Source organism: Streptomyces araujoniae (genome assembly GCF_050871195.1).
Classification (GTDB): Bacteria; Actinomycetota; Actinomycetes; order Streptomycetales; family Streptomycetaceae; genus Streptomyces; species Streptomyces bacillaris.
Genome location: NZ_CP194070.1, coordinates 5,022,307 through 5,038,878 on the forward strand (window position 1 = coordinate 5,022,307; position 16,572 = coordinate 5,038,878).

16 protein-coding genes are annotated in these 16,572 nt (G+C 71.9%); 7 read left to right on the forward strand and 9 right to left on the reverse strand.

Annotation, left to right across the window (positions count from 1 at the left end; all coding sequences use genetic code 11):
• Positions 1 to 43 precede the first annotated feature (43 nt).
• From ACQ9ZG_RS21720 to ACQ9ZG_RS21730, 3 genes are all read right to left on the reverse strand, one after another.
• Complete coding sequence (locus ACQ9ZG_RS21720) at positions 44 to 1,129, reverse strand: sigma-70 family RNA polymerase sigma factor (RefSeq protein ID WP_109916580.1); 1,086 nt, start codon at positions 1,127 to 1,129, stop codon at positions 44 to 46.
• A 111-nt stretch (positions 1,130 to 1,240) separates the two neighbouring features.
• Entirely contained in the window at positions 1,241 to 1,960 is a 720-nt protein-coding gene (locus ACQ9ZG_RS21725; protein WP_109916578.1) for a L,D-transpeptidase family protein, read from the reverse strand.
• Positions 1,961 to 2,247: 287 nt separating this feature from the next.
• A complete protein-coding gene (locus tag ACQ9ZG_RS21730) occupies positions 2,248 to 3,558 on the reverse strand; it encodes an MFS transporter (RefSeq protein ID WP_109916579.1) in 1,311 nt (436 codons plus the stop codon).
• A 62-nt stretch (positions 3,559 to 3,620) separates the two neighbouring features.
• On the opposite strand from ACQ9ZG_RS21730, the gene ACQ9ZG_RS21735 reads away from it, so the two are divergent.
• Positions 3,621 to 4,574, forward strand: coding sequence for a LysR family transcriptional regulator (locus ACQ9ZG_RS21735; RefSeq protein WP_026238049.1), 954 nt, complete (start codon positions 3,621 to 3,623; stop codon positions 4,572 to 4,574).
• A gap of 89 nt (positions 4,575 to 4,663) precedes the next feature.
• On the opposite strand, the gene ACQ9ZG_RS21740 is transcribed toward ACQ9ZG_RS21735, so the two are convergent.
• The gene (locus ACQ9ZG_RS21740; RefSeq protein ID WP_078562531.1) at positions 4,664 to 5,425 is read right to left on the reverse strand and encodes an alpha/beta hydrolase; all 762 of its coding nucleotides are present in this window, start codon (positions 5,423 to 5,425) and stop codon (positions 4,664 to 4,666) included.
• Between the two features lie 113 nt (positions 5,426 to 5,538).
• Here ACQ9ZG_RS21740 and ACQ9ZG_RS21745 point away from each other — a divergent pair, with 113 nt between their 5' ends.
• Both ACQ9ZG_RS21745 and ACQ9ZG_RS21750 read left to right on the forward strand, forming a co-directional pair.
• Positions 5,539 to 6,693: an adenosine deaminase gene (locus tag ACQ9ZG_RS21745; protein WP_028416561.1), complete on the forward strand. Its 1,155-nt coding sequence runs from the start codon at positions 5,539 to 5,541 to the stop codon at positions 6,691 to 6,693.
• 135 nt (positions 6,694 to 6,828) lie between these two features.
• Positions 6,829 to 7,131: a hypothetical protein gene (locus tag ACQ9ZG_RS21750; RefSeq protein ID WP_028416560.1), complete on the forward strand. Its 303-nt coding sequence runs from the start codon at positions 6,829 to 6,831 to the stop codon at positions 7,129 to 7,131.
• A gap of 115 nt (positions 7,132 to 7,246) precedes the next feature.
• On the opposite strand, the gene ACQ9ZG_RS21755 is transcribed toward ACQ9ZG_RS21750, so the two are convergent.
• The 5 genes from ACQ9ZG_RS21755 to afsQ1 all read right to left on the reverse strand — a co-directional run bounded on the left by ACQ9ZG_RS21755 (position 7,247) and on the right by afsQ1 (position 11,280).
• Complete coding sequence (locus ACQ9ZG_RS21755; RefSeq protein WP_028416559.1) at positions 7,247 to 7,453, reverse strand: PspC domain-containing protein; 207 nt, start codon at positions 7,451 to 7,453, stop codon at positions 7,247 to 7,249.
• 101 nt (positions 7,454 to 7,554) lie between these two features.
• Positions 7,555 to 8,139: a VanZ family protein gene (locus tag ACQ9ZG_RS21760; protein ID WP_018490975.1), complete on the reverse strand. Its 585-nt coding sequence runs from the start codon at positions 8,137 to 8,139 to the stop codon at positions 7,555 to 7,557.
• 95 nt (positions 8,140 to 8,234) lie between these two features.
• Complete coding sequence (locus ACQ9ZG_RS21765) at positions 8,235 to 8,843, reverse strand: GerMN domain-containing protein (RefSeq protein WP_109916914.1); 609 nt, start codon at positions 8,841 to 8,843, stop codon at positions 8,235 to 8,237.
• A gap of 149 nt (positions 8,844 to 8,992) precedes the next feature.
• Complete coding sequence (locus ACQ9ZG_RS21770) at positions 8,993 to 10,606, reverse strand: ATP-binding protein (RefSeq protein WP_109915325.1); 1,614 nt, start codon at positions 10,604 to 10,606, stop codon at positions 8,993 to 8,995.
• Positions 10,603 to 11,280 (reverse strand): two-component system response regulator AfsQ1, encoded by a 678-nt coding sequence (afsQ1, locus tag ACQ9ZG_RS21775; RefSeq protein ID WP_078533099.1) that lies wholly within the window; start codon positions 11,278 to 11,280, stop codon positions 10,603 to 10,605. Before afsQ1 ends, ACQ9ZG_RS21770 begins: the two co-directional genes overlap by 4 nt.
• A gap of 222 nt (positions 11,281 to 11,502) precedes the next feature.
• Here afsQ1 and ACQ9ZG_RS21780 point away from each other — a divergent pair, with 222 nt between their 5' ends.
• The 4 genes from ACQ9ZG_RS21780 (at position 11,503) to ACQ9ZG_RS21795 (ending at position 16,567) form a co-directional block, all read left to right on the forward strand.
• Positions 11,503 to 12,294 carry a SigE family RNA polymerase sigma factor gene (locus tag ACQ9ZG_RS21780; protein ID WP_181398228.1) on the forward strand — a complete coding sequence of 264 codons (792 nt, stop codon included), beginning with the start codon at positions 11,503 to 11,505 and terminating at the stop codon, positions 12,292 to 12,294.
• A 410-nt stretch (positions 12,295 to 12,704) separates the two neighbouring features.
• Complete coding sequence (locus tag ACQ9ZG_RS21785; protein WP_109915326.1) at positions 12,705 to 13,169, forward strand: hypothetical protein; 465 nt, start codon at positions 12,705 to 12,707, stop codon at positions 13,167 to 13,169.
• Between the two features lie 61 nt (positions 13,170 to 13,230).
• A complete protein-coding gene (locus tag ACQ9ZG_RS21790) occupies positions 13,231 to 15,495 on the forward strand; it encodes a WXG100 family type VII secretion target (RefSeq protein ID WP_109915324.1) in 2,265 nt (754 codons plus the stop codon).
• Positions 15,496 to 15,556: 61 nt separating this feature from the next.
• Positions 15,557 to 16,567, forward strand: coding sequence for a hypothetical protein (locus ACQ9ZG_RS21795; RefSeq protein ID WP_109915323.1), 1,011 nt, complete (start codon positions 15,557 to 15,559; stop codon positions 16,565 to 16,567).
• The last annotated feature ends 5 nt before the right edge of the window (positions 16,568 to 16,572 follow it).

Sequence of the window (16,572 nt, forward strand, 5' to 3'; positions counted from 1 at the left end):
CGATGTCCTGACCCACCCGGGACCCGGCACCCCCCGCCCTACGTCACTCCCCACCCGTCGCCCCCGTCGGCAGCCGCTCCGGAAGGCCGAACAGCGGGAACCACCGCTCCACGTCCAGGAAGCAGTGCATGCCCGCGATCGCCCCGTCCCGGACGTCGATGACCTGCACGGCCCACGGCACGAAACCGGGCTTCTCCGGATCGGGCTTGTAGTGGGCGAAGCCCGGGGAGCCGTTGGCCGAGACCGGCACCAGGCGGGAGCCCGCGCAGGCCGCGCCGATGGTCGTCATGAAGCCCGTGATGTCGGAGGTGCCCTGGAGCCACAGGTCGAACGGCGGCATCGTCATCACCGCGTCCTCGTGCAGCAGCGCGGTCAGGGCGGCCATGTCGTATCCCTCGAACGCCTTCACATAGCGCTCCAGGAGCTTCCGCTGCTCCTCGTCGAGCGGGTCGGCCGCGTCCGGCACCCGGCCCTCCTGCTCGGTCAGGGTGGCCCGGGCCCGCTGGAGGGCGCTGTTGACCGAGGCGACGGAGGTCTCCAGCAGCTCGGCGACCTCGGCGGCCTTCCAGGCGAGCACCTCGCGCAGGATCAGCACGGCCCGCTGCTTGGGCGGCAGGTGCTGGAGGGCGGCGACGAACGCCAGGCGCACCGACTCCCGCGCCACGGCGGCCTCCGCCGGGTCCTGGACGGTGGGCAGGATGCGGCCGTCCGGCATGGGCTCCAGCCAGACGTTCTCCGGGCGGGGGGTGAGCGCGGCCTGGGCGAGCGGGGTCGGGCCGCTCAGATCGACCGGGCGGGCCCGCTTGTTGCCCGCGTTCAGCATGTCCAGGCAGACGTTGGTGGCGATGCGGTAGAGCCAGGAGCGCAGGGAGGAGCGGCCCTCGAACTTGTCGAAGTTGCGCCAGGCCCGCACCAGGGTGTCCTGCACCGCGTCCTCGGCCTCGAAGGCCGAACCGAGCATCCGGTAGCAGTACCCGGTCAGCTCGGTGCGGTGGCCTTCGAGACGGGCGTCGACATCGGCGTCACCGGAGACTCCGGCGGAACCGGAGATTCCGGCGGCCTTGGAGGCCTTGCCCCCGGAGCCCGCGCCCTCGTCCGCATCCGCCGTCGTCGTGGTCAGATCGCTCATGGCTCCACCCCTGTCGCGCAGCCGCGCCGCGGCCTTGGTCACCCGGTTCATCGGAAGCTACCGCAGGGCACTGACAACAGGGGTGGAAAGAGGCCGACGGGCCCGCGCCGATCAGGTCCCGGGCTTGCGCCCGTAGACGTACACGTCGTCGCCGTTCTTCAGCAGGTTCCAGTATGCCTTCGCGTCGGCGGGCCGCATGTTGACGCAGCCGCCGGAGCCCGGCGGGTTGTACATCGACTTGGTGACCGAGTGGAACGCCTGACCGCCGTCGAAGAACTGCGCGTGCGGCATCCACACCTTGTAGATCGTCGACCAGTGGTTGATGTTGCGCCAGTAGATCTTCTTGGCGCCCGTACGCGTCTCGGCGCCGTCCCGGCCGGTGCGCACCGGCACCGGACCGTACTTCAGCTTCTTGCCGTCCTGGATCCAGCTCAGCTGCCGGGTCAGGTCGACACAGGCGATGCGGCCCTTGTTGGTGGGGCACTTCCCGGCCTTGTTCGGGTTCTTCCCGGCCGCCTTCTGGGCGTTCATCGTGTTCATCGTGCGCCAGGTCAGCGGCCCGGCGTACCCGATGGTCGGGGTGATGCCGTGGGCCTTCTGGAACTTCTGGATCGCCTTGCAGTCGGCGGCCGACTGCCTGCCGTCGGCGGGCCGCTTCAGGAACGTCTCGACCTGCTTCTGGTGCGGCCCCGTGGAGGTGGTGCAGGAGGCGGCCTGGGCCGCCGTCCCGGTGCCCAGGACCAGGGCGGGCGCCGCCACCAGCCCGGCCACGGAGAGCGCCGCCCCACGTCGCAGCCGTCGTCCTCCGGGTATTCTCGCCGTGACTCCCATGCGCCCAACTCCCCTTCGCCCACAGTGGTTTTGTGGTTACGCCTGGTAGACGCGCGAAGGGGAGCGGGGGTTGCACGGGTCAGGTCTCGGTTGCGTCGCGGTCCGGCATACCCGGAATTACGGCCTCCGGAACGGGCTGCCGGGAACGCCCTCCGCAGCGGATACCGGAACGGGCTCGCGGTGGCCTTCGGAGCGAGCTCCCCGAACCCCCTCCGGAACGGACCCCGGAGCAGGCTCCCGGAACGGACCCCGGAGGGCCCCCGGAACGAGCCGCAGAGGCCCCGGAGTCAACGGGTCGCCGGTACCAGCGCCCGCCGCTCGGCCCGCGCCACCCGGGTCCCGTACAGCGTGATCGAGACGACCCCGAGGACCGCGAGCAGGCCGAGGGCGACCGTCGCCGCCCAGCCGCCCGCGTGGAAGGCGACCGCGCCCAGCGTGCCGCCCGCGCTGGAGCCCAGGTAGTACGCCGACTGGTAGAGCGCCGACGCCTGCGCCCGGCCCGCCGTCGCCGTCCGGCTCACCGAGGACGACGCGACCGCGTGCCCGGCGAAGAACCCGGCCGTGATCAGCACCAGCCCCGCCAGCACGGCGAGCAGCGCGTCCGACAGCGAGAGCAGCAGCCCGGCCGCCGTGGTCGAGACCGCCAGATAGAGCGCGCCCCGGCGGCCGAGGCGGGCCACCAGGCGTCCGGCCGCGGCCGAGGAGACCGTACCGACCAGGTAGACCAGGAAGACCGAGCCGACGACACCCTGCGGCAGCGAGAACGGCTCGTCGACCAGCCGGTAGCCGATCACCGTGTAGACCGCGCCGAACACGGTCATGAACAGTGCGCCGATCGCGTACAGCCGGACCAGCAGCGGGTTGGCGAGGTGCGTGGCGACGGTCCTGGCCAGCGCCTTCGGGTTGAGCGTGCCGGGGTGGAAGTTACGGGCCCGGGGGATCAGGAAGTGGAAGGCGACGGCGCACGCCAGCGCGAGCAGACCGACCGCCGCGAGCGCCGCGCGCCAGCCCCAGGCCTGGGCGACCCAGCCGGTGAGGATGCGGCCGCTCATGCCGCCGATGCTGTTGCCCGCGACGAACAGCCCGATCGCCGCGATGAGCGCCTTGGGCCGAACCTCCTCGGCGAGATACGCCATCGCGGAGGCCGGCAGTCCGGCGAGCGCCGCGCCCTGGACCGCCCGCAGTGCGATCAGCCAGCCGATGGAGGGCGCGAACGGCACCAGCATCCCGACCACGACCGCGACCGTCAGCGAGACCGTCATCATCTCCCGCCGCCCGAACCGCTCCGAGAGCGCGCTCAGCGGCAGCACACAGAGCGCCAGCGCTCCGGTCGCCGCGGATACCGTCCAGCTCGCCTGCCCGGCGCTCACGCCGTACGCGGTGGAGATCGCGGGCAGCAGGGCCTGGGTGGAGTAGAGGAGGGCGAAGGCCGCGACCCCGGCGGCGAAGAGCGCGAAGCTCATCTTCCGGTAGCCGGGGCGGCCGGGCTCCAGGCGCTCGGCGGAGGCCGGCGCGGCGGCGCGGGAGGCGATGACGGGGGACGACGGGGCAGAGGCATCCACGACGACGGTGGATGCCCCGGTATCGGCGGGAGGCATACGACGAACGTAGAGCGCCACGTTTCATGCGTCCAATGCACGAAACCGCCATAATCGATCCCATGGTGCATCAACGCAGCTCACAGCCCCGGCTGTCACCGAGCAGTTACGAAGAAGACATCCGGGCCGTGCTCGCGCCACGCCTCGCGTACTTCGAGGCCGTCGCCCGCCACGAGCATGTGACCCGCGCCGCACAGGAGCTGGGCGTCCCGCAGTCCACGCTCTCCCGGGCCATGGTGCGGCTCGAAGCCGACCTGGGCGTCGCCCTGTTCGCCCGCAAGGGCCGCACCGTCTCGCTCACCCCGGCCGGCCGCACCTTCCTCACCTCCGCCGAACGCGCCCTGGCCGAGGTGGAGAAGGCCGCCGACTCGGTCCGGGCGGACGCCGACCCCACGGCGGGCCGGGTCTCGTTCGGCTTCCTGCACACCATGGGGTCGGAGACCGTACCCGCCCTGATCCGCGCCTTCCGCGCCGACCATCCGAGGGTCCGCTTCCAGCTCGTCCAGAACTACGGCGAGGCGATGATCGAACGGCTCCGGGCGGGCGGCCTCGACCTCTGCCTCACCTCACCCGTCCCCGACGCCCCCGACCTGGTCACCCGCCGCCTCGACGAACAGCGCCTGCGCCTGGTGGTCCCCGACGACCACCGCCTCGCCACCCGCCGCCGCATCCGCCTCGCGGAGGCCGCCGACGAGACCTTCGTGACCCTCGAACCGGGTTACGGGCTCCGCCGCATCACCGACGACCTCTGCGCGGAGGCGGGTTTCACCCCGCGCGTCGCCTTCGAGGGCGAGGAGGCCGAGACCCTGCGCGGCCTGGTCGCCGCCGGTCTCGGCGTGGCCCTGCTGCCGCCCCCGGCGGTCGCCCGCCCGGGGGTCGTCGAACTCACGGTGACGGCCCCGCGCGCGGTCCGCGAGATCGGCGTCGCCTGGCTGGACGGCCACCCGGACACCCCGCCGGTCGCGGCCTTCAAGCGGTTCCTGCTCTCCCGGCGGGGGAACCTGCTGCCGGACTGAGGGGGGCCGGACAGCGCGTACGGGGGCGGCGCTGCCGCTCCGGCGGTCGGCAGGCGGGCGTACGGCCTGACGTCCTGTGCGTACGGCGTTCAGTGCCGCAGCGACCGTCCGAACCCCGCCGCCAGCGGCATCCGCAGCCCCAGCGGCGGCGGGGCGGCCAGCGCGTCCTTGACCGGGCGTGCGTAGGAGCGGGCGAAGAGCGAGCCGCGTACGAAGTCGGCCGCCAGCGCCACCACTTCGGACCGGTGCTGGCGCAGCGCGTGGCCGTCCGAGTGGACCTCGAAGCGGCAGGTGTCCCGGTTGGCCTTCTTCGCCCGCTCGGCCAGCCGGTACGACAACTCCGGGTCGGTGCGCTCGTCGTTGGTGCCGTGCACGATCAACACGCGCCGCCCCACCAGCTGTTTCACCGGCTCCGGCCCCTCGGCGGTGCGGTCGGGCAGCCAGGGGGCCATCGCCAGGACCGAGTTGACCGATCCGTGCCCGGCGGCCCGCAGCGCCGCCCGCCCGCCCATCCCGTGGCCGACCAGGCAGACGGGCACGTCCCCGTACCGCCGCTGCACCTCGTCCGCCGCCCAGGCCGCGTCCTGCGCCGGATGCGCGTCGGCGTCGTTCCAGCCCCGGCAGCGGTAGCGCAGGACGTGCACCGCCAGCCCGTCACCCTCCCCGGCGCGCGCCAGCGCACGGGCGAACGGCAGCTGTACCGCGTACGACAGAGGGGAGGGCCGGCGCCGTGAGTCGGGCTCGCCGTCCGGGAGCAGCAGGACCACGCCGCTGACCTCGTTTGGTGCTCCGGCCGTCGAGACGGCCCGTCCCAGCCTGGCGGCAGGCAGGGGGAGTGCGCGCTGTGCCATGACAGAACAGTCTCAGAAGAGCAGGTGTACTCCACCCGACTTTCCGGTCACTGTTACGCATCGGCGGTAGCCGTCGGCGGGCGCTCTACGCGCGTAGGCGCTACAGTGCCCAGATGACGAGCCAGACCCCGAATGTCCCTGATTCCGACCAGATCCGGCGCGCCCCCAAGGTGCTGCTCCACGACCACCTCGACGGCGGCCTCCGCCCGGGGACGATCATCGAGCTGGCCCGCGCGCAGGGTTACGACTCCCTCCCCGAGACGGAGGCCGACAAGCTCGGCATCTGGTTCCGCGAGGCCGCCGACTCCGGTTCGCTGCCCCGGTATCTGGAGACCTTCGCCCACACCTGCGCCGTCATGCAGACCCGTGACGCGCTCTTCCGGGTGGCCGCCGAGTGCGCCGAGGACCTCGCCGAGGACGGCGTCGTCTACGCCGAGATCCGCTACGCCCCCGAGCAGCACCTGGAGGGCGGGCTGACCCTCGAAGAGGTCGTCGAGGCGGTCAACGCGGGCTTCCGCGAGGGCGAGCGCATCGCCCGCGCCAACGGCCACCGCATCCGCGTCGGCGCCCTGCTCACCGCCATGCGCCACGCGGCCCGCGCGCTGGAGATCGCCGAACTCGCCAACAGCTACCGGGACCAGGGCGTCGTCGGCTTCGACATCGCGGGTGCCGAGGCCGGTTTCCCTCCCACCCGCCACCTCGACGCGTTCGAGTACCTCAAGCGGGAGAACAACCACTTCACCATCCACGCGGGCGAGGCCTTCGGCCTGCCGTCGATCTGGCAGGCCCTCCAGTGGTGCGGCGCCGACCGGCTCGGCCACGGGGTGCGGATCATCGACGACATCGAGGTCGCGGACGACGGTTCGGTCTCCCTCGGCCGCCTCGCCTCCTACGTACGGGACAAGCGCATCCCGCTGGAGATGTGCCCGACGTCCAACCTCCAGACCGGCGCCGCCACCTCGTACGCCGAGCACCCCATCGGGCTGCTGCGGAAGCTGCACTTCCGCGTCACCGTGAACACGGACAACCGCCTCATGAGCGGGACGAGCATGAGCCGGGAATTCGAGCTGCTGACCGAGGCATTCGGATACACGCTCGACGACATGCAGTGGTTCACCGTCAATGCGATGAAATCAGCTTTCATTCCTTTCGACGAACGTCTCGCGATGATCAATGAGGTCGTCAAGCCCGGTTATGCCGAGCTGAAGTCCGAGTGGCTTTTCCGTCAGACCGCTGTGACCAGCGGTTCTGCCGCTGCCACGAGCTGACGTCCAAGGGTGCGGAAGATGGTTGGGGGGAAATTCCCCCGCCATTTTCCGCGTGTCGGGATGTTTGCGGTCGGGGTGCCGGGATGGCTACCGTGCAGAGCCGCTCACATCCCCTTCCCCAAGGATGAATTCTTCATGAAGAAGACCGCTGCCAAGACTCTGGGTGTCGCCGCTCTCGGTGCCGCTTTCGCCGCTGCCGCCGCCGGCAGCGCCTCGGCCGCCCCCTCCCTGCCGCTCGACTCCGCGGCCGGCGCGCTCCCCGTCTCCTCCATGGCGCTGGACACCGTCTCCCAGGCGGCCCAGAACGCCCCGGTCCAGGAGACCGTCGGCAAGGTCCTCGGCGGCGACGCCACCGACAGCGTCGCCCCGGCCCTCGGCCTGCTCGGCGGACTGCCCACGCAGGGCCTGACCGCCAACGGCATCCCGCTCGGCGGCTGACCCCGGCCGCAGCACACAGCAGTGGGGCGCACACCCTGACCAGGGTGTGCGCCCCACTGTGCTGTACGCGGCCCCGCGACCGGCTGCGGCGCGGCTGTCCGGCCGGCCGGTCGCGTCACCAGGCCGACGCGGACGAGGCGGACTTCTCCGAGGGCAGCAGCGCCCACAGCGCCAGATAGACCAGGAACTGCGGGCCCGGCAGCAGGCAGGAGACGACGAAGATGACGCGCATGGTGCCGGCCGAGGTGCCGAAGCGCCGTGCCAGCCCCGCGCACACCCCGCCGATCATGCGTCCTTCGGTGGGGCGGACCAGTGCGGCCATGGTGGGCTCCTTCGCGAGACGTGAACCGTAGCGGCGGGAGCGGCTCTGTTCTGCTCCCGATGTATCCATGGTGCGTCCGGGAAGGGGGACAAAGCATCGCTCTACGGGGCGATGCCGACCCTGGAAATCGTCGGGGTCGAACCCCCAGGGGCCTCATCCCGCAGACGGGTCTCCTGCCGGTACCGGGGGAGGTCCCGGACGCCCGGCACCCCCCGGCGGCGCAGCCTCGCCCGGCAGACCGGCACGACCAGCAGATGCGCCACCACCACCCCCGTGGTGTTCAGCAGCACCGAGTCGATGTCGACCACCTGACCCGGCACCCCGGTCTGGCCCAGCTCGATGGCGAGCGAGATCAGCGCCCCGGCCGCCACCGTCCGCAGCAGCGACACCCACGGCGGGACGAACACCCGGCCCCCCGCCATCGGCAGCAGCACCCCGAGCGGGGCCAGCAGGAGCAGCGCCCCGCCGATCCGGCGCAGGGCCTCGGCGGGCCCCAGCGCGAGGTCGTTCCTGATCGAGGCGAGCGGCTCGAAGTTCGCGGCGGCGGTCCAGGGCACGTCCAGCGGGCGCAGCGTCAGCCACCCGACGAACAGCAGATGCGCGAGGAGGAGAGTGACACCCGCCGCGCGGAAGTGGATGACGGCCTGGCCGTCCGAACCTTGACCCGAACCTTGACGCACGCCCACCAAGACGCCCCTGCCGACCGGATCGGTTCCGTGACTTCGGCCCCGGTGGTCTCCCGTTGGTCTCCCGCCGGGTTCCCGGTGCCGTCCGCCCGGCCTCAGTCCCGCTTCAGCACGTCCGGGGTGGTCACGTCCTGCGGCCGGGACTTCGTCTGCGAGGTGCAGAGGTAGCCGCGCGGCGGGTACGCCCCCGGGCCGCCCAGCACCACCGAGCCGTCCGTCACGAGCGCCTCGTTCTCCGCGTACGTGCACACCAGCTGCGCCAGCGCCTCCGCCGACAGGTCCTCGGGCTGGCTGCTCAGCCGCAGGGTGCCCGGCTGGTCACCGGCCCGGGGGTCCTCGACCCGCAGCCCGGCCGGGACCGCCGTGGAGAACCCGGCCCGCCGCTCGGTCTCGGGCGGCGCTTTCTGCACCTGGTCCAGCAGCGCCCGGGCGGCCACCAGCGGGTCGGAGCCGCCGGCCCGGCCGCTGGGCACCGGCCGGTCCACGGTCACCAGCTGCGAGGCGCACACCAGGTACACGGGCGCGGCCACACTGTCCGGCGACCGGGTCGTGACGTCCGCCGACGGCAGTTTGCACGGCACCCGGGAGGGCGCGGCCCCCGCGTCCACGGGCACGGACGTGGTCCGGATCCCGCACCCCGAGGCCAGGGCGACGACCGTCAGCACGGCGGCGAGCCCGGCACCGGCACGACGCACGCCCCGCACCCCGCGCGTCCAGGGCCCACGCGCCGGCGACGAGCCACCTCCGGACACCGTCGGGCCACGTCCACGCGCCGCCGCGGCGTCAGGCCCGCGCGCCCCCGACGGGCGCCCGGGCGGCCCGGACGCATCCGCCGCCGGCCGGACCGCACCCGTCATGACACCCCACCGTCCTCGCCCTTGCCTCCGGAACCCCGGACGCCTCCGGAACCCCCGGCGTCCTCGCCCCGGCCGGCCGGCTCCTGGTCCGCCCCGTTCTCCGGGACGCCCCCGTCTCCGCCCGCGCCGCCCGTCAGCTTCGAGGCGTCGCGCGGGAGGCGCAGGACGAAGACCGCCCCGCCCTCGGGAGAGTTGGCGGCCGTGATGTCACCGCCGTGGATGTGCGCGTTCTCCACGGCGATCGAGAGGCCGAGGCCGCTGCCCTCCGAGCGCGGCCGGGAGGCGCTGGCCTTGTAGAAGCGGTCGAAGACGTGCGGCAGCACCTCCTCGGGGATGCCCGGACCGTGGTCCCGTACCTCGATGACCAGCTCCTCGCCCTCGGTCCGCACCTTCACGTTCACCGGCGAACCGCCGTGCTTGAGGGCGTTGCCGATCAGATTGGCCAGGATCACGTCCAGGCGGCGCGGGTCGAGCCGGACCATCATGCCGCGCTCCGCGTCCAGGTCCACCGCGTCCAGCCAGGCCCGCGCGTCGATGCACGCGGTGACCTGGTCGGCCACGTCCACGTCGTCCAGGACCAGCCGCGCGGTGCCCGCGTCGAAGCGGGTCACCTCCATCAGGTTCTCCACCAGGTCGTTCAGCCGCCGGGTCTCGCTCACCACGAGGTGCACGGCGGGCGCGATCATCGGGTCGAGGCTGTCCGCCTCGTCCTCCAGCACCTCGGCCACCGCCGTGATCGCGGTCAGCGGGGTGCGCAGCTCGTGGGACATGTCCGCGACGAACCGCCGGCTGGACTCCTCCCGCGCGCTCATGTCCGCGACCTTCTTCTCCAGCGAGCTGGCAGTCCTGTTGAACGTACGGGAGAGATCCGCGAGTTCGTCCGTCCCGGAGACCGTGAGCCGGGTGTCGAGCTTCCCCTCGCCCAGCTTGCGGGCCGCGTCACCGAGCCGCTGCACCGGCCGCAGCACGGTCGTCGCGGCGGCCTGGGCCAGCAGCGCCGAGCCGATCAGGGCCAGGGCGGTGGCGATCCCCAGCGACCAGGCCAGGGAGTTGAGGTCCTGCCGTTCCTGGTCGAGGGACTTGAGCATGTACCCGGTCGGGCCGCCGCCGATGATCCGCGTACCGGCGACCAGGTACGGGGTGCCCGAGATGCTCGTACGCTGCCAGAACAGGTGGTACTCGTGCTCGTTGTTCGCGGTCAGCGGCTGCTTGCGGGCCACCTGCTTCCGCAGCGAGTCCGGCACGTCGGTCAGGGTGAAGGCGTCCAGGTCGGAGTAGCCGACGATCGGCTTGCCCTGCTCGCGCTCGTCCTCCAGCAGCACGTTGTAGCCGGGCCCGCCGGAGGCCATCTGCCCGGCGGCCCGCTGGAGGTCGTCCTTGGTGGCCCGCACCGGCAGCGTGGCCGCCGTGTCCTGCATCTGCCGCCGGAAGTCGTCGAGCGCGGTGTCCTGCGTACGTGTCAGCACCGCCTCGCGGTTGAGCCAGTACGCGATCCCCGAGGCGGAGACCGCCGCCGTCAGCGCCACCAGGGCGAAGACCACGACGAGCCGCAGCCGCAGGCTGGTCCAGCGGAGCCCCGCCCGGATGGACCGCTTGGTTCTCTCCGTCACTGAGGCGAGTCCAGCCGGTAGCCCACGCCCCGTACCGTACGGATCAGGGTCGGCGAGGACGGCACGTCCTCCACCTTCGCGCGCAGCCGCTGCACACAGGCGTCCACCAGCCGGGAGTCGCCCAGGTAGTCGTGCTCCCACACCAGCCGCAGCAGCTGCTGCCGGGAGAGGGCCTGGCCGGGGCGGCGGCTCAGCTCCAGCAGGAGGCGCAGCTCTGTCGGCGTGAGCTGCAGATCCTCCCCGCCCTTGGTCACGGTCATGGCGGACCGGTCGATGACCACGTTGCCGAAGGTCGCGGAGTCGGTCGACTCCCGCTCGCCGCGGCGCAGCACCGCCCGGATCCGGGCGTCCAGCACCCGGCCCTGGACGGGTTTGACCACATAGTCGTCCGCGCCGGACTCCAGTCCCACCACGACGTCGATGTCGTCGCTGCGCGCGGTCAGCAGGATGATCGGCAGCTGGTCGGTGCGGCGGATCCGCCGGCACACCTCGAAACCGTCGATCCCGGGCAGCATCACATCCAGCACGACCAGGTCGGGGCGCTGCTCGCGCAGCAGCTCCAGGCCGTCCTCTCCCGTCGCCGCGGTGGCCACACGGTGGCCCTGGCGTGACAGCGAGAGTTCGAGGGCCGTGCGGATGGCGTCGTCGTCCTCGATCAGCAACAGGAAAGGCACGAGCGTCATTCTGGCCCATGGGGGCGCTTCAGTTCGACCTGTGGCCCCGCACAACTGCCCGATACGGCCGCGACCGCCCCTGTGACAGGCCTGTGACAGTCGGGGGACAGCGCCATGAAACTGCCCCGGCAAGCTCTTTGGCAGCAGGGAAGAACGGCACGCACCACCGAGTGCCTATGACCAAGACGGACTCCGACGATCTCCACCGATAGGGGGCGTGAGATGAACGCACTGCACAACGGCACCAGCTCGAGCGCAGTTGTCACGCGTCTCCACGACATCGGCCGGAGCGCCGAGAAGTCCGGCGCAACGAACGTACGGGGGTGTGTTCGGGGCGCCGGGCGTCAGCACCTGCCGTCACCGTCGGCCGCGGAGCAGTCGCGCAAGCCGTACATGACGATGGTGGACGCACCCACGGGGGACACGGGGGGCAACGGGGGAAGCGCGTACGGGGAGGTCACGGGGGACCGCGCCCGGACGGAGACCGGGGACGCCGAAGCGGCGTTCACGGCCTACGTCCAGGAGCGGCGGGCCTCCCTGTACGCCACCGCCTACCACCTGACCGGCGACCGGTTCGAGGCGGAGGACCTGCTGCAGAGCGCCCTCTTCTCGACGTACCGGGCGTGGGACAGGATCAGCGACAAGGCGGCGGTCGGCGGCTATCTCCGCCGCACCATGACGAACCTGCACATCAGCGCCTGGCGCAGGCGCAAGCTGAACGAATACCCGACCGAGGAGCTGCCGGAGACGGTGGGCGACACGGACGCGATGCGCGGTACGGAGCTGCGCGCGGTGCTCTGGCAGGCGCTCGCCCGGCTGCCCGAGCTCCAGCGCACGATGCTGGTCCTGCGGTACTACGAGGGCCGCACCGACCCGGAGATCGCGTCGATCCTCGACATCAGTGTCGGCACGGTGAAGTCGAGCATCTGGCGGTCCCTCCGCCGGCTGCGCGAGGACGAGGTCCTCAGCTTCGGACGTGACGAGCAGGAGTCCTTCGGCGAGCTGGTGGCCTGAGGCTACGGGGGAGAACGGGGAACCCGGGGAGTCGGGGGACGAACCGGGAGGGGCCACTGCTTCGGGGGAGGCAGGGGTTGCGGGGGAGAAGCGGGGAACCCACGGGGGAGATGTGGGGGAACCACGGGGGAGCAGGGAAAACGGGATCCGAGGGGGCCCGGGGAAACACGGGGGAACGGCCGGTCGCTTCGGGGGAAGCGCAGGCCACCGGGGGAATCAGAGCGGGGTCGTACGGGCCAGGGGGTCCCTGTACGGCCCCGTTCGCCGTGCGGGCCTGGCGGAAAGGCGCTTGTTAGGGTGACCGGATCACGATCTGGTGCAGACGTTCGAGACGACTCACGGGGGCCGAGTTGAGCAGTCAGACAGCCGATGGGGTGACGGCGTCCGCGGGGGGTGCCGAACCGGTCTCGATGCAGCTCAACGAGGCCCCCGCCGACCCCTCCCCGCCGCCGGTCTACGGCCCCTTCGCCCCCGGCCAGGGCCCGAACGGCCCGGTCCAGGGCCCCTACGCGCCCGGCTACGGCCCGCCGTTCGCCCCCTGCACCCCCTCGCTCGCCTCCACCCCGGCACAGAAGAAGGCCGCCGCCGAGGCCATCCGCACGCGGATCAGGCCCGGCACCAAGAAGGACGGCGACCACGCGGACGAGGAGACGGCGGCCGCGGTCAAGGCGTTCGGCGCCAAGGACGGCGACGGCTGGGTCACCTCGCGCGCGCTGAAGAACGCGCACAAGACCTGGGGCGAGCAGGTGCAGGCCATGCTGAAGCGGCTGGAGGCGGACGAGAACGGGCTGAACGGCGCCCGGCTGAACCTCCGGGGCGCCGATCTGGCCACCCAGCAGCAGTTCCGCTCCATTTCGCCGCTGGACGGCTACTGAGGGTCCTCAGGGCTCCGGCCCACCGCGTTCATCAGGCATTCCGGACAACGGGGGTAAGGGCATGCCCACTTATCACGAGATCATGACGACGGACCTCTCCGCTCTGACCACGGCCGCGGCCAAGTGGACCGGCATGGCGGGCGAGTTCGGCAAGCGCGAGAAGGAGTACGAGAAGGAGGTCCAGGGCATCACGCTGGAGCGCACCTGGATCGGCCAGAGCGCCGACGCCGCCAACGCCCGGTTCCGCGTCACGCTCAACGAGTACAGGAACGCCCAGGCCGAGGCGAAGGCGATAGCCTCGCTGCTCCGGGACGCGCACACCCAGTTCACGGAGCTGAAGAAGAGCCTCCAGACCGTGCGGGCGGATGCCCTGAAGGCCGATATGAAGGTCTCGGACAGCGGCAGGGTCACCTTCGACACCTCGACCCTGAGCGAGGGGGCGCGCAGCGCCTACCACCACGACCCGGACTACCAGAAGTCCGTCCGGGACGCGGTCGGCTCGTGGCAGCGGCAGATCGACCGGCTGGTCGCCCGGATCACGGACGCCGACGCCGGCGTCGAGATCGCGCTCAAGGCGGTCGTGAAGGACGCCGACCCCACGGACGGCACGACGAACGGCTTCAACGGCAAGCCCCTCGGTGACATCGAGGAGTACGAGGTGCGCAACACCGAGGAGATCGCCCGGCGGCTCCTCGACGGCAAGGAGGTCTCCGACGCCGACCTCGCCGAGATGGACCGGGCGATGCGGGACCAGGCCGGCGACAAGACCTTCGCCAAGTCGCTGCTGAACCGGCTCGGCCCCGACGGCATCGTCAGGCTGAGCGACGTCATGTCCGACCGGGAGCGGGAGGGCGGCTCCTCCGCCGGTCAGTACACCAAGCTCCTCGGCGGCCTCGCCAACACCGTGGCGACGGCCACCCATGTGCCCGGTTCGATGGCGGACGCGGGCCCCGGCTCCGCGAAGTACGAGGCCTGGCTCAAGAGCCCGGACGGCGCGTTCTACAAGCAGTTCACCGAGGGCCTCAAGGAGGCCGGGGCCAAGAACTTCGACTCGAAGACCAACCCGATGTACGGCTACCGCCCGTTCGTCGAGATGATGACGCGCGCCGACGTGCCCTTCGACGACCAGTTCCTCAACCAGCTCGGCCACGACATGATCGCCGCCGAGAAGGACAACCGCACCATCTTCGAGCAGTGGGGCGGCAACCACCGCGAGGGCCGGGCCGACGCGCTCGACAGTCTGCTCGGTGTGATGAGCAGGAACCCCGACGCCGCCACCGCCTTCTTCGACACGGACCTGGAGAACGGCCGGGCGCACCTGGACTACCTGGTGGGCAACGGGGACGGGGCCCGGGAGTGGCCGCAGCAGCACATCGTCGCCGGAACCACGCTCATCACCAACGACGACCCGCTCAGCCGCCACGGCCTCGGGCTCGCCCTGGAGGCCGGGGCGACCGGCCACGAACCGGGCTCGCCGCTGGGCAGGCCGGGACCCCACAGCGAGGGCCAGGCCCGGGTCATGCAGGGCATCATTGCCACGCTGGACCAGGGCGCCGGCGGCGACACCGTACCGGAGGCGCTGAAGGCCCCGCTCGGCCGCGCCCTGAACGACTACACGCAGGACACGCACGCCATCCTCGGCGGCTACGCCCCGAACAGCCCGGTCGGTCAGGACGGCATCGCCGGCTCCGGCGACAACGCCTCCATCGCCAACAGCAAGGAGAGCCTGCTGCGGGTGATGCGCGGAGTCGCCGACGGTGTGGCCGGCGAGAACGAGAAGGGCGAGCCCATCCGCGTCTTCGACACCCTCTACGAGAGCCAGCGCGGGTACGCGGCCGAGTACCTGGAGACCGGCCGCCAGGTGCCCCCGTCCGCCCTGACCGAGAACGTCACCAGCTGGGACAACCGCGCCCGCCACGTGGGCGAGGCCCTCGGCGGCATGAACGCCATCGGCACGGACCTGATCCTCGACGTCCGCGACGCCGAGGTGGGGAAGATCAACGACCAGGCGCGGTACGCCTACCACGGCGTCGGGGCCCTGGCCAACACGATCCCCGTGTTCGGCGACGTCGCGCAGCGGACCGTGGACGCCGCCACCTACGAGTGGTCCAAGGACGTCATCACCGAGAAGGAGAACGTCGCACGCGCCGACGTCAGCCGGGAGACGGCGGGCGGCATCGCGGGCACGAACAACCTCATCGACGGCTGGGCCGACACCCGCGACGCCAAGGGCTCCGACGCCGCCGAGAACGCCAAGGGCGAGGCCAAGCAGAGCTACATCACCGGCCGTGAGGAAGCGTATTCGGCCCTGCGGACCAGGAAGTGAGCACGTGAGCACAGCAGGAGCAGCGGGCCGTACGCGTCCGGGGTGGAAGGTCTGGGCGGTCGTGGCCGCCGTGGTCGTGGTGGTCGCGGGGCTGCTGCACGCCTGGCGCAACACGAACGTGCTGACGGCGGACCGGCTCTGCGGGGGGCTGGTATCGGCGGAGCAGGCGGACGCGGTGCTGCCGGGCGCCGGTCGTCTGGACGCCGAGGGGGAGGGGCTGGACGACGACCTCACCGACACGGTGTGCCGGGTCGGAAAGTCGTCCGTGCTGCCCGGCTCGGAGAAGAGCGAGCTGACGGTACGGGTGTGGGCGGAGCAGGGTGACGGCCTTCTGGGGGTCGAACACCTGCTGGACCTGCCGAGGACGTCGTTCTTCTCCGGGGCGGTGACCGGCGGGGTCGACACGCGCCAGGCGTGGGCCCTGCTGCCCGAGAAGTGCTGGACGCCGAAGCAGCCCGTGATCGTCAGGGTCAGTACCACCGGGCCCATCACCGACCGAACCGCGTTCGCCGCGTTCACCACCGGCACCGCCCGCTCCGTCGCGGCCGCCGCCCGGTGCGGCGACCTCCCCGAGAAGCCCGGACCGCTCGTGCCGCCCGTCTCCGACGAGGCCCGCCCGGTCTCCGAAGGCCGGGTCTGCGGCCTGGACGGCCTCTCCGTACGCGGTCGGGTTCCGGAGGGTGCGAAGGTGCTCGAACAGGGTCAGAAGGCGTCGGCCGGCCTGTGGTCCTGCAGCCTGTTCCTGGACGACGACTCGTCCGGCATCGTCCGCGCGGACGGCTTCATGACCTACACCGCCTCCCGGGACCCGCTGTTCACCGCCGCCGTGCGGAAGGCTCCGGGCACCACGCGGGGCAAGGCTCCGGACGGCCGTGCGGCCGAGGTCGTGGACACGCAGAAGATGATCCTGCCCTGTGCCCAGGGCGATCCGCTCTACCTGGCGATGCGGCCGGGCATGCAGTACCTCGAAGCGCGTGAGGCTGCCGGCCTTCCCACGACGGACGACTACTTCGCCCGCTTCACGGAGGCCGCCGCCGAGACCTTCGGCTGCGCGGCCCCCGCCACCGGCTGAGGCGG

Excerpts from the sequence above, each read along its gene's own strand:
- ACQ9ZG_RS21720 (WP_109916580.1), bottom strand. The coding sequence starts at position 1,129 with ATGAGCGATCTGACCACGACGACGGCGGATGCGGACGAGGGCGCGGGC.
- ACQ9ZG_RS21725 (WP_109916578.1), bottom strand. The coding sequence starts at position 1,960 with ATGGGAGTCACGGCGAGAATACCCGGAGGACGACGGCTGCGACGTGGG.
- ACQ9ZG_RS21730 (WP_109916579.1), bottom strand. The coding sequence starts at position 3,558 with ATGCCTCCCGCCGATACCGGGGCATCCACCGTCGTCGTGGATGCCTCT.
- ACQ9ZG_RS21735 (WP_026238049.1), top strand. The coding sequence starts at position 3,621 with ATGGTGCATCAACGCAGCTCACAGCCCCGGCTGTCACCGAGCAGTTAC.
- ACQ9ZG_RS21740 (WP_078562531.1), bottom strand. The coding sequence starts at position 5,425 with ATGGCACAGCGCGCACTCCCCCTGCCTGCCGCCAGGCTGGGACGGGCC.
- ACQ9ZG_RS21745 (WP_028416561.1), top strand. The coding sequence starts at position 5,539 with ATGACGAGCCAGACCCCGAATGTCCCTGATTCCGACCAGATCCGGCGC.
- ACQ9ZG_RS21750 (WP_028416560.1), top strand. The coding sequence starts at position 6,829 with ATGAAGAAGACCGCTGCCAAGACTCTGGGTGTCGCCGCTCTCGGTGCC.
- ACQ9ZG_RS21755 (WP_028416559.1), bottom strand. The coding sequence starts at position 7,453 with ATGGCCGCACTGGTCCGCCCCACCGAAGGACGCATGATCGGCGGGGTG.
- ACQ9ZG_RS21780 (WP_181398228.1), top strand. The coding sequence starts at position 11,503 with ATGAACGCACTGCACAACGGCACCAGCTCGAGCGCAGTTGTCACGCGT.
- ACQ9ZG_RS21785 (WP_109915326.1), top strand. The coding sequence starts at position 12,705 with ATGCAGCTCAACGAGGCCCCCGCCGACCCCTCCCCGCCGCCGGTCTAC.
- ACQ9ZG_RS21790 (WP_109915324.1), top strand. The coding sequence starts at position 13,231 with ATGCCCACTTATCACGAGATCATGACGACGGACCTCTCCGCTCTGACC.